Genomic DNA, 12611 nt, shown 5'->3' with positions numbered 1-12611 from the left:
TAAATCCGATATCTTATGCCAAGACAAATAAGCTCCATTAAAGCCATAGGCACCGTTGACGGTATTAACTTCTACCAGGAAAAAGGAGATTACCTGGCAAGGGAAAAGCCAGGTGTGGATACCGACCGGTTTTACAGGGATGATGCCTTTGCAGGTTCCAGGGCCAGTTCCGGCCGCTTTGGAAGAGGCAATACCCTTTGGTCGCTGGTGTACCGCTATGTGCTGCCTGGCTGTAAGTGCAGGACCCTTGCCAATCTATGCAGGAAAAAAGGGATAGCTTTTGCCCATGAACGCATAGGGGATGAAGAAGTGTTACGCAGGATATACAGCTTTTTAGACTCCCTCCACTGTATGGCGATAAGTGCAGAAGATTTTGAGTTATGTATACCCATGCTGGTTAAAGAGGCAGATGCCAGGGCTAGCAGTAAACTCAAAAAGCCTGTGAAAGAGAAAAAGGAAAGCGTGACCTTCATTATGAGTGAGCCACCAACAGCAGATGATAAGGAATTACTCACGCATGAAGATTATGACTTTGACTGGAATGTGGTGTTTTCAGGAGCGTTTCCAAAAGACTACGAGATACCGATTGCAATAGCCCTGCGTGTAAAGGAGGGTTTCAGGGGACTAAAAACAGTACTGGTAAAACCAAGGGAAAAGATCGTGGATGAATGGGTAGCTATGGAATGAATTAATATTTATTAAACACAAGAATTAATTTTCTAAATGGATTGCAAGGAATGTTCAGCAATGTCATTAGCTAATATGTCTTTTTTTATACAGAATGCGTAAAAAGGAGGGCAATACGATCAATAACAGGGGAAGGGCTGTAAGAAAACCTCCTATAACGGCAATGGCTAAGGGTTGATGCAATTCTGCACCGGTACCAATGCCTAATGCCAGGGGCATAAGTGCAATGATCGCTCCCAGTGCTGTCATCAGCTTTGGACGTAGCCGGGTAGAAATGGCATATACCACTGAATTGTCCACGCTACCACTTTCCAGCAGGGATTCCCTGAATTGAAGGAAGGTAAAAATGGCATTCTCGCCAATGATACCAACGATCATGATCAGGCCTGTATAACTACCAACGTTCAGTGGGGTGTTAGTAAAGTATAAGGCCAGGTAACTGCCTGAAATGCCCAGTACCGCCAGCAATAGTATCAGTATGGCAACGAAGAAATCCTTGAACAGGAATAAGATCACACCGAAGACCAGCAGGCTGGAAGTGACCAGGATCATGAGCAATTCATGAAAGGATTGCTGCTGCTGCGCATAGGCGCCACCGTATTCTATATGATAACCCTGTGGCAATACTATGTTTGACGATACCCTGGCCTTGATCTCTTTCATGGTGCTTCCCAGGTCACGGTTTTCCAAACGCCCGGTGACCACGCCCATGGATTGCAGGTTTTCCCTTTGGATCTCTGCATCACCACTATTCACCTGCACAGTTGCAAGTGAGGTAATGGGCGTGAGCTTGCCTGAGGGTAGAAATACCTGCAGGTGTTTGATACCTTCCACGCTTTGCGTGTGAGTGCCAGGGTACACCAATTTAACCGGGGAAAGTTGTTGCCTTTCCAGTATGGCACCTGCCTGTGTCCCCTGCAAACCCAATTGCACTTGCGTTTGCAGTGCCTGCGGAGTCAGCCCATACTGGGCCAGCGCTGCAGTGTTGGGAATAATACTTACCGAAGGACCGGATATAACGATGCCGTTGAATACATCGGCAGCCCCATCCACTTTTTCAACGATGTTCCCTACCTGTTCTGAATATTGTTGCAGGCGCTTCACATTGTCTCCATAAATTTTTATTTCAATGGGTTGAACGGATTCCATCAGGTCTCCAAGCATATCACCGATCACCTGGCCGAAGTCAATTTGCAGGGCAGGTTGGGAGCTTTCTATTTGTTTGCGGATATCAGCGATCACTTCTTCGGAGGAACGGCTTCTTTTCTTTTTTAACTGTATCAGGTAATCACCATCATTGGGTTCTGTTATGAAAAAGCCCATCTGCGTACCTGTTCTTCGTGAAAAGGCTTCTACCTCCGGCACTTTATTGATGGTTTTCTCTACCTGGAGTAACATGCGGTCGGTTTCTTCCAGCGAGGTGCCCGGTGGTGATTTGTAATCCAGTACAATACTCCCTTCGTCCATTTCTGGCAGGAAACCTGTTTCCAGGCGCGGTAAAACAAACCAGATGGAGAAGGCCAAAACCGCAATGATCACTAAACTAACATAAGGCTTATGAATAAAATAACCCACCCATTTTTGTTGTTTTACCTCATGGGTTTTTACTTCTTTAGCGTTTGTAACTCCCTTTGGTTTCTCCTTTGTCAAAAAAAGGTATATCACCGGCAGGCAGATCCAGGTGACAAAAAAGGAACATACCAATGCAATGATCATCGTATTGGTCATTACCTTGAAATATGCACCCGCCACACCACTCATTAATTCGAAAGGAATAAAGATCACAATGGTGCTTAGTGAAGATCCGATCATAGCTGGCAGCAAATAATGAATGGCCTTTTGCACCACGCTTGTGGAAGGCTCCTCCGGGTGTTCCTCGTGCGAACGGTGTATCTGCTCTACCACCACTATGGCATCATCGATAATAAGTCCAATAGCTGCAGCAATGGCACCCAGGGTCATAATATTCAGCGTGTAGCCTACAGCATAGATCACAATCAGGGAAAGGCAAATGGTTACAGGTATTGTAATGAGAATGGTGGCACTTGCTTTCAATGAACGTAGGAAGATGATGGCAACTATAATGGCCAGCACAAGGCCAATCCAAAGACTATCGGTAACGCTTTTCACTGAATCATGCACAAAGTCTGCCTGTACATAGTAGGGTTTTATGGTTACACCGTTGGGAAGTATCTTTTTTAATTCCTCCACTTTCTGGTCCATCTCACGGGAAATATCTATAAGGTTGGTATTGGGCTGTTTGATCACCGCTACCAAAACGCCTGGTTTTCCATTGGCGTTGATCTTGGTGTATTCTACACCTTCGGATATCTTCACTGTTGCAATATCCTGCAGCAATACAATTCGTTTGCTGTTATTGGAAACTACCAGTTTTTGTAATTCTTCCAAAGAATGAACGGTGGCATCTGTAACTGTCAGGTAGAGCAGGCGGTAATCAGTCAGGTATCCATTGGACTGGATGAAATTAGTTTGTGTAAGCGTATTGGTTAAAGCTTCGGGCGTTATGCCAAGGGTGCTCATTTTTTGCGCATCCAGCATCAACCAGTATTCTTTTTGTTTTCCCCCACTGATACGTACTTCAGCCACGCCGGGTACCTGGGATAAAAATGGTTTGATGGTGTACAATGCCAGTTGCCGCATATCTATGGGTGTATGGCTGTTGCTGTTAGTTTCCAGGGTGTACCCGATCACAGGCAGAATAGAAGGATTCATTTTTTCAACCGTTATCTGAACATCGGGTGGAAGACTGTTCCGGATCTGGGCAATCCTTGATTCGATGCGTTGCTGACCCAGGTCCACATTGGCATTCCAGCTCATGAATGCAGATATCTCACAGCTTCCCCGGCTGGTAGTGCTGCGCACATCTTCCAGCTCCGGCACCTGCTTGATGGCATTTTCCAGGGGTTGAGTAACGGTGACCATCATCTTGTTTACCGGCTGGAGGCCTGCATCTACGATGATCTTGATCTTTGGAAAGGTTATTTCAGGAAAGAGGGAGGTTTGTAATTTGCCATAAACGAAAGCGCCACCCATAATGATGAGTACAATGATGACAGTGAGGGGATTCTTGTAGGATATAAAAAAGTTTCTCATTCCTGGTTTTTAACGATTTTAACCCTGGCAGTATCTGCTAATCCATAATTCCCTGTTAGAAGTATCTTATCACCTGCTTCAAATACTGGTCGAACAATTTCAACCCTGTCAGTGGTTTCCATTCCTTTTACAATGGGAACCTTAACGGCTGTAACAGAGTCGATCATTTTCATGACCCAAAAATTTGATTGGGCTTCATCGGTGAGTACCGCCTGCTTTGGCAGTGAGGGGGTATTATTCCGCTGCGCTTTTACGATGCGTACTTTGGCGATAAGGTTTTGAGGCAGGGGTTTCGACTGGTTCACCCTTATCAGAACCTGTTGTGTTTGTGAGGCAGAGTCCACATTGGGAAGGATGGAATTGACCACACCATTCACCTGTGTGCCATCAGGCAAGTTCAAATCCAGTTGTTTGCCTGTGGTCACATATTGGCGCAGCTCGTAGGGCAGGTTTAAAACAAAACCGAAGCTCCTGGAATCTGTAAGTACAGCCAGTTGCTCACCGTCCTGTACATAATCTCCTGGCTGGTGGTTTAGTTCCTGAATGTACCCGCTTGCGGCAGCCTTGATACTGATCAGGCCATTAAAATGGAAAGAAGGATCGAGGTCATTGATTGTATTCCCCAATGCTTTGGATTCTTTGGTTTGAAGGGTGAAAGCCAGTTGACCCGCATGCACCATTTCTCCCAGGCGAACCTTCACCGATTTCAGGTAGCCATTGGCAGATGCCTTGATAAAATTGCTTTGAAGGAAGGAGGAAGTGGCATTGAGGTCAACGTAGTCATTGAGTGTTTGGGTAGTAATGGTAGTGACTGTAACAGGTGTTTGTACAGTTTCAGGCGCAACATCTTCATCGCCTGTATCCGCTTTATCCTTGCAGGAAGCTAAGAAGAGAAGAATAACAACGAAGCATATATTTATTCTTTGCATACTATCAAATTAAGGTTTCATATTCCAGTAGTTGACCTGGTTCAGGATCTTCAGCCGGTTGATATTATTTAATGTTAACAGGTTTTGTGCCTGCAAATAATTATTGATGGCCGTTACATAATCTTTCATGGTGATATCGCCTGTTTGTAGAAGCTTCCCATTCGCAACAATCAGTGTATGTGCATAGCCGATCTGCTTATTTATTTTTTCAACCATAAGATCAATGGAAAGCAATTGCTGTTTTAATTGCAGTAACTGCATATTATGCTGGTTCACGTAAAACTCCCTGTTACTTTGCCTTGTTCTTTCCTGAATATCAATGCGTGCCAGCTTCATTTGCTTCTGCCGCCCATCGTAAATAGGAATGGTTAAGCTGACACCGGCGCTGACCCCAAAGTTTTTATAGGGTGTGTTTTGTAAACTGGAATTATATCCCGCATCGGTATAGGCGCCAACCTTTGGCTTATATTCAAAATTAATCAGGTCTTTCTCGTTCGCTAACCGTAAACTGTCGGTTATGAACTGGTTATAAAAAACAGTGTTGTAAAAGTCCAGCCTTAATGAGTCCGTAAGCGCAGGTTTTTCAATTCTTTCCAGGGTGGTATCCACCAGCCCTGACAGGTAATTCAGTGTAAGGAAATCGTTGTTGTATTGTATTTGTGCCTGCAGCCAGGTCAATTCCTGTTGCTGCATCGTAACATAGAATGTCAGGTAATCCGTTTGTTTGTAAACATTGGACTGGGTTAGTTTCTTTAGTGCCTGTTCTTCTCTTTGCATCAGGTCATACACTTCCCGGTTAAAATCCATGGCTAAGAGATCGCCATAGGCAGTAATGTATTGCTCTGTAATGGTTCTTGCAAGGTCCTGTTGTGATAAGGCAATGGTATCCAACAGGGATCTGCGCTGCAGGGCAATGGTCCTGTATTGTGCGCTGATCTGTCCGCGGGATAAATAATTGCGGCTGGCCTGGATCAGGCCGGATATGTTGGCCCTGTTGGTAATGGCTTCATCATAGCCCCAACCATTAATGATGGGAGCATAGCTGTTGGTACTGAGGAAGTTGAGCTGGGGTCCCAGGGAAGCTTTTAATAGCTGGCTGTCAATTTGTAATGAAAGTACCTGGTTTTGAAAATCTTTCAGTCCAGGGCTGTTTTGTTTGGCATGTTGAAGGAAGTAATCTAATGTATGAGGCTGGGCATAGCCTGCTTTGCAAAATATAACCAGTAGTAAAATATACCAATACCTCATTCTTTATATCGTTAATTATAAGTCAATCCCCGTTCTGTACTATTTATATATTTTCTATTGCTATAAAATTATTCAAATGCTCCTTTTATACAACATGCATAATCAACAGATCTTTAGGCGCGCAGTTGATAATCCATCTTCTGACAGTTCAATTATTATTCCATAGGTTAATCTTTTAAATGCGATTCATTTGTCGCTCCATTTCAATAATTTCTTTAGGCTCCCATAAACTTATCCCAGGGATCTTGATAAATTCTATAGTGACCGGTTATTTACTATACATCCCTTTATTCGGTAGGTGCATTCAAACCCCCGGGAATTTCATCTTTTTCTTTTTTAAATTCCAGTTTTCCAAACTTCCAGGTGAAATTGACACCAAAAGACCTGAAGGGAATTCTACGGTTACTGTATAATGAAAAATTGGGCCCCTTTACTTCTGTTTGCTGATTAACATATTCATTGAAAGGATTGGTAGCCGTAAGAGCCAGGCTACCTTTTTTATTCCAGAATTGTTTTCGAAATGCAAAACTATAGGTCACGAAAGAAGGATAACGACCCTGCACCTCATTGCGGGGGGAATTGAAATTTCCAAAAAACTCTCCCATCCATGTGGTATTGAACTGGTAAGTGAGGTTGATATTCATCCGGTAATTAAAGCTGTATGCATCAAAACCTGGCTGAACTACATTAATAATATGCCTGTGAAAAAAGAACAGGTTGCTCCTGAGTGTGAATTTATTGGAGTAATGAATGTCCCCAAACAAATTAAGTCCTGTATTTTTTTCCATACCAACGTTCTCTCTTGAACTGACAGAGACATTGGAAAAAGTGGAATCTCCAATAACCAGGACAGGATAATACATAATATAAGGCTGTATATCATGATTATTGGCCCTGTAAAACAAATTGGCCATGAAAGATCCTACAGATCCAAGGTCAATGGAATATCCTAACTCATACCGGTTGCCGATCTCAGGCTTTAAATATGGGTTGCCTGCAGAAATGTTTTTTGGATCAGCCGTATTGATAAAAGGGTTGAGGTCACCATAATCAGGTCTTTCTATTCTTTTTGAATAACTGAGTTTTAATGTGTGCCTATCGCCTATTTTTTTAGAAAAGTATATGGATGGAACCAGTGTGTTGTATCCAGGAGTGGGGATTTGCCGTTGTGCATTAGAATAAAATGAGTTTATTTCCGTCCTATCATAACGGGCTCCCATCTTGGCATCGAATAGCGATCCTACCGGTAATTTTATTTCAGAGTAGAATGCATAAACTTTTTGATGGTAATCAAGGTTGTTCGATAAAGCCTTATTTAGAGTATAGGATTTTAAATTTGGAACCAGGCTCCATATATCAGCCTGGCTGGAAATATCCAATAAACTGAATTTGCCTCCCAGTCCCAATTGAATTTCCTTTTGCAATGGTTGTGTATAATTCAATTCCAACTCTGTTTCATTTTCCTTTCCCGGGTTTTTATTATTGATGCCATAGTATAAGGAATCAATGGGCAATAGTATTTGATTGTTCTCAGCCGTTGATTTGCTGTGATTAATGCTGGATGTGATGGAAATTTCTAATTCCTGGTCCTCTTTGTTAAACGTTCTTTTATAATTGAATCCAGCGTCTATATTATGGGCTTTATAAGTGTTTGAGCTATTACTTAAAGAATTTACATCAGAAAGCAATGATTGGTCTGCAGACCAGTTCTTTTGATGTTGAAAAACAGTGCCATTACCAGTATAACCAAATTGATTATAGCTGACAGAACCTGAATAATTATTTTTCTCTTTTACCGTCCAATCAAAGCCCAAACCAGTTTGAATTGCCTGTCTTCTAAAACGGCTTGAACCATCCTGCTGGTATAAGGTGGATGTATGTTGAACTGAATCCGATGAATTGCGTTTGGATGTGTAAGGGGTGGTTGCATAAGGCCTGATATTTCCGCTCACATATGCATTGAATCCAAAGTTGTTTTTGCGGGCATTGAAATTAAAAGACCCATTATCTGTGCGGGTGCCACTGGCCAGTGAAATCGTACTATTTGTGCCATGGGCTGTATTCTTTTTTAAAATAATATTAATTATACCTCCCAACCCTTGTGCATCATACCGGGCACCAGGATTTGTAATGACCTCAATGCTTTTGATCTGGCTGGCAGGTATGCTTTGCAACACGTCAGCTATGTTACTGCCAAACATTGAAGATGGCTTGCCGTTGATCAGGAATCGAATACCTGAACTACCAGACAGCTCTACATTGCCATTCACATCTACGGAAACCATGGGAACTTTTCTTAAAATATCCGTTGCGACACCTGATTGTGAGGTGATATCCTTCTCTGCATTATAAACCATTTTATCGATCTTGTTTTCCACCAATCTTCCCTGGGACACTACTGTAATGTTCTGAAGTGAGATGAGTTTTTTTGTTAAGGGAACATTTTTGAGATCGATGATACTGTTTTTTGCTATTACGATTGAAGGAATAATGTATGTATTATATCCTATAGATTCCACCATTAAACGGTAATTACCCACAGGGATATCGTTTAGGATAAATATTCCGGCGTTGTCAGAAGTGGAGCCCGAAAAAGGTAATTGGCTTGCGGTAGTATAGATCGTGATAGTTGCATATTCGAGTGGTAAATGCGATACGGAATCTATGATCTTCCCCGAAAGTATAGCATTACCAGCTTTTTTGGGCTGGGCGTAAACTGAGTGAACAAACAGTAAAATCAAAAAATACAGTATAATGGGTCTTTTCACATTTCTTATTTAAGCTGGGCAAAAATAGTTGTCAATTCTGTGGGAAATCTGATGAGGTAAAAGGTTGTTGCAACCGCAATTTATCATCACAGTTAACTAAAATGCCTTCAGCATGCTGAAGGCATTAACAGGGTAGGGAGTAAATACAGGCATTAATTTCTCTTTACCTGTTCAAAAGACATACCCCGTAAGTGTAAATACAGATCAATAGGCTCAAATCTGGAGGAAATCTGAAGTGGGGAAGAAAATATTCATATTTTTTATAAAAGTGAGTTTTTATTTATTATCAGATGGTCGCTGTGCCATCACCGGGGTTCCGGATAGCTATACCGCTCATGTTATTTTCTTGTATGATACAAAAGGCTTGAAACAGATGCCGCCAGTAATGAATAACAAAATGAAATAGCTCTTTCGGGTTATAGCGAAGGACATCTAAAGCCTAATACCTGGATCCTTTCGGGGTTTCCAGGTAGTGATTTCTTTTCCGGTAATCAGGCTCACAATAAGATAAAAAATGGAAAAAAAACTGGATTGGAAAATAGAAGGCATAACCTACAAGGATGCCCATAACTTTTTCTGTCCTGCGAAAAATCAAAGGATGTCCCCATCAACTAAATGAATATTTAACCTGGATATTTAGTTACGTCAACGCAAGGTTTGCCGAGGTAAAATAGAAATCTTCAGGATTTCACCAGATTGGTTACAGATATTAGCAAATAAATAAATTTTATGAAAGCAAAAATCATTTTATTGTTAGGTTCAGTTGTGGCATTCTCCTGTGCTTTACATGCCCAGGATGTAAAAAGCTCAGAAGTACCTGTTGTAGTAAAAACAGCACTTCAACATAAATATCCGAAAGCAACTAAAGTAAGTTGGGAAAAAGAAAAGGGAAATTACGAAGCCAATTGGGGAGGAAAAGGAGGGGAAGATAATTCTGTTCAGTTCACAGCTGCCGGAGAATTCATAGAAATTGTAAATGCCATCCCTGTAAGCCATTTGCCTAAGAATGCAATTAGCTACATAAAATCTCATTATAAGGGTGGGAAAATCTCAGAAGCAGGAAAAATTACAGATGCCAATGGCAAGATATCTTACGAGGCTGAAGTGAAGAGGAAAGACCTGGTATTTGATGAACAAGGCAACTTTATTAAAGCGGAGGATTAAGCACCCGGTTCATTGCATATTTTACAAGACCGCATAGTCTGTGGTCTTGTAAAATACCTGCACTTGTCTTAAAGAATGTGGGATATTTTGCAGCTTTGGAACCATTAGTAAGTCAAATTAATAATAATTACTCAGGGATTCCTTTACATTTCAGTATTAGTCAAGCCAGTGATTATTGATTATTGTTTTGCTAGTATTGTACATGAAATCATTGCAGGATAAAGAAATCGTGAGGTACTGAGCGATGCCAAAATCATTATAAATCCTTGAAATGAAAATCTTGATCGTTGAGGATGAAAAGGAATTGTCACAGAGCATCTGTGCCTACCTGAATAATGAGCAATATTTTTGTGAATCGGCCTATGATTACAATGCGGCCCTTGAAAAAATCCTGCTTTATGATTATGCCTGCGTGATATTGGATATCTCTCTTCCAGGAGGCAATGGAATGGATTTATTACAACAATTAAGGTCAATAGATAAGATGGATGGGGTGATCATTGTCTCGGCGCGAAATTCAATTGATGATAAAGTAAAGGGCTTATTGGCCGGAGCAGATGATTACATGACAAAACCATTTCATTTGCCAGAATTGGGTGCAAGGGTTTCAGCCATCATTCGCCGTAAATCTTTCGATGGTAAAAACCTCCTGCGTTTTGATAACCTTGAACTTGACCTGCATGAGAAGGTGTTGAAAGTGAACAATACAACGGTGGAACTGACAAAAAAGGAATACGAACTCCTATTGTATTTTATAAGCAATAAAAACCGGGTGATTGCCAAAAATGCTATAGCTATCCATTTGTGGGGAGATAATTTTGATATTTCGGATAACTATGATTTCATCTATACCCATATTAAAAACCTGCGGAGAAAGCTGGTACAGGCAGGTGCTTTGGATTATATAAAGTCGGTCTATGGCATGGGATATAAATTTTCAATCTCGTGAAGCTGTTTACACGATATAGCCGGGCTTCCTTAACGGCAAATATTATTATTTTCCTGGTCGCCAGCCTGGCTTTTTACTTTGCCCTCCGTTTTATACTTATTAAGCAAATAGATGAGGATCTTCAAATCGAACATGATGAGATCGTAGATTATGTACAAAAGCATGACCAGTTACCAGAAAGCTTTTCTGTTTCGGACCAGGTAATTTTATTTACACCTGCCAAAGAGGAAGTTCATCCCGGTTATTCCTGGGTTGCCTTACAACAAAAGAACGATGAAGAACCTGAAGAATTCAGGAGATTGTTATTCCAGGTTAATGCGGGAGGTAACAGATATATGGCAGAGGTCTCAAAATCTTTTGAAGGATCCAATAGTCTTATGCGTTCGATATTATTCATTACTGTAAGTGCTATTCTTGTCATTTTAATCGTATCGGTTATTCTTAACCGCTTTTTACTAAAGAAGCTTTGGAAACCTTTTTATCTTACACTGGATGCTGTGAGGAATTTTCATATTGGTAAAGAAGATCCGATGATGTTTCCTTCGACAGACATTGAAGAGTTCCAGCTCATGAATGAAACCCTTAAAGAAACCACACAAAGTTCACGTATTGAGTATTTGTCACTAAAGACATTTAGTGAAAATGCTTCCCACGAAATACAAACGCCCATTGCCGTGATTCGTTCAAAATTGGATTTGCTGATACAAGATGAACAACTTACGGAAGGGCAGGGATCCCTGGTTCAAAGTGCCTACAATTCGATTGATAAACTTAGTCGTTTGAACCGGTCGCTTTTATTATTGGCCAAGATAGAAAACAACCAATTTGATAACAGGGAAGAAGTTTTTCTATATGATAAAGTAAAAGAAAAGATCCTTGATTTCCAGGATTTGTGGCAATCAAGGTCTATTGCTGTTGATATTTCATTGAAAGAAAGCGTTGTTAAAATGAACCAGGAGTTGGCAGACATTTTACTCAATAATTTATTCAGCAATGCTACAGGACATAATTACAATGGTGGGAACATCAGTGTGAACCTGGCCCCGGGATCATTAACGATCAGCAATACCAGCAAGGATCCCATGCTTGATCCTAAAAAACTGTTTCAACGGTTTTATAAACCTTCTTTTGATAGCCAACAAAATGGCCTTGGACTATCCATCATTAAACAAATAGCTGATGCCTCGGATATTTTGTTAGACTACAGGTATATCAATCAACATCATCATTTCACCCTGAAATGGAAAAATAACCTTGTTTAATACCGGGTTCTTTGCCTGTTAAATAATTTCCTATGATACCTGAAAAGGAAGAGTAAAGTCTGTGAGCAATTACTATGCTTATGGAATTCTTTTTGCTAAATCCTCAGTCCCTAATAGTTGCTTGAGATACAACTTTATTATAAATCATTGCGGCCTACAAATGCTCTTCGTAACAAGGCCATGACAAGGGTGAACAGTGCTGAACCGATAATTGCCCATATTATAGGGAATGGCCTGCCTTCTATTGATATCTCCCATATTTTAGGTAATCCGAATTTGCCAGCTATCCAAAGGCCGATATACGCCCCAATAAAGCCCACTACAATGGAAACAAGGCAGCCACCCAGGTCGTAACCAGCTAATGATTGTCCTATTGCGCCACAGATGGCAGCAATGATCAGCAGAATAAGAAAGCCAAATAATGTCATAGATTAAATTTAATTAAAAAAACGCAGGCCTGCCTTTCCCGGAGGACTGTATTTGACAGGAT

9 protein-coding genes are annotated in these 12611 nt (G+C 41.1%); 4 read left to right on the top strand and 5 right to left on the bottom strand.

Features of this window, described 5'->3' with window-relative positions:
* Positions 1-15 precede the first annotated feature (15 nt).
* Positions 16-687: a hypothetical protein gene (locus BP74_RS20195; protein WP_496377103.1), complete on the top strand. Its 672-nt coding sequence runs from the start codon at positions 16-18 to the stop codon at positions 685-687.
* 66 nt (positions 688-753) lie between these two features.
* Here BP74_RS20195 and BP74_RS20190 read toward each other — a convergent pair whose 3' ends face one another.
* The 4 genes from BP74_RS20190 to BP74_RS20175 form a co-directional block, all read right to left on the bottom strand.
* Positions 754-3801 carry an efflux RND transporter permease subunit gene (locus BP74_RS20190; RefSeq protein WP_496377101.1) on the bottom strand — a complete coding sequence of 1016 codons (3048 nt, stop codon included), beginning with the start codon at positions 3799-3801 and terminating at the stop codon, positions 754-756.
* Positions 3798-4730 (bottom strand): efflux RND transporter periplasmic adaptor subunit, encoded by a 933-nt coding sequence (locus BP74_RS20185; protein WP_496377099.1) that lies wholly within the window; start codon positions 4728-4730, stop codon positions 3798-3800. The genes BP74_RS20190 and BP74_RS20185 overlap by 4 nt, the downstream gene beginning before the upstream one ends.
* 9 nt (positions 4731-4739) lie before the next feature.
* Positions 4740-5978, bottom strand: a complete 1239-nt coding sequence (locus BP74_RS20180; protein ID WP_496377097.1) for a TolC family protein — start codon at positions 5976-5978, stop codon at positions 4740-4742.
* Between the two features lie 287 nt (positions 5979-6265).
* Entirely contained in the window at positions 6266-8746 is a 2481-nt protein-coding gene (locus BP74_RS20175; protein ID WP_496377095.1) for a TonB-dependent receptor domain-containing protein, read from the bottom strand.
* A gap of 729 nt (positions 8747-9475) precedes the next feature.
* Here BP74_RS20175 and BP74_RS20170 point away from each other — a divergent pair.
* The 3 genes from BP74_RS20170 to porY all read left to right on the top strand — a co-directional run bounded on the left by BP74_RS20170 (position 9476) and on the right by porY (position 12121).
* Positions 9476-9910 (top strand): PepSY-like domain-containing protein, encoded by a 435-nt coding sequence (locus BP74_RS20170; protein ID WP_496377093.1) that lies wholly within the window; start codon positions 9476-9478, stop codon positions 9908-9910.
* A gap of 271 nt (positions 9911-10181) precedes the next feature.
* Entirely contained in the window at positions 10182-10859 is a 678-nt protein-coding gene (locus BP74_RS20165; protein ID WP_496377091.1) for a response regulator transcription factor, read from the top strand.
* The gene (porY, locus tag BP74_RS20160) at positions 10856-12121 is read left to right on the top strand and encodes a PorY family sensor histidine kinase (protein ID WP_496377089.1); all 1266 of its coding nucleotides are present in this window, start codon (positions 10856-10858) and stop codon (positions 12119-12121) included. Before BP74_RS20165 ends, porY begins: the two co-directional genes overlap by 4 nt.
* A gap of 137 nt (positions 12122-12258) precedes the next feature.
* Here the strand turns inward: porY and BP74_RS20155 are convergent, their stop codons facing one another.
* Positions 12259-12549: a GlsB/YeaQ/YmgE family stress response membrane protein gene (locus BP74_RS20155; protein WP_496377087.1), complete on the bottom strand. Its 291-nt coding sequence runs from the start codon at positions 12547-12549 to the stop codon at positions 12259-12261.
* Between the last annotated feature and the right edge of the window lie 62 nt (positions 12550-12611).

The organism is Flavisolibacter ginsengiterrae DSM 18136 (assembly GCF_059568575.1).
This window is presented reverse-complemented; position numbering and strand designations above follow the sequence as displayed.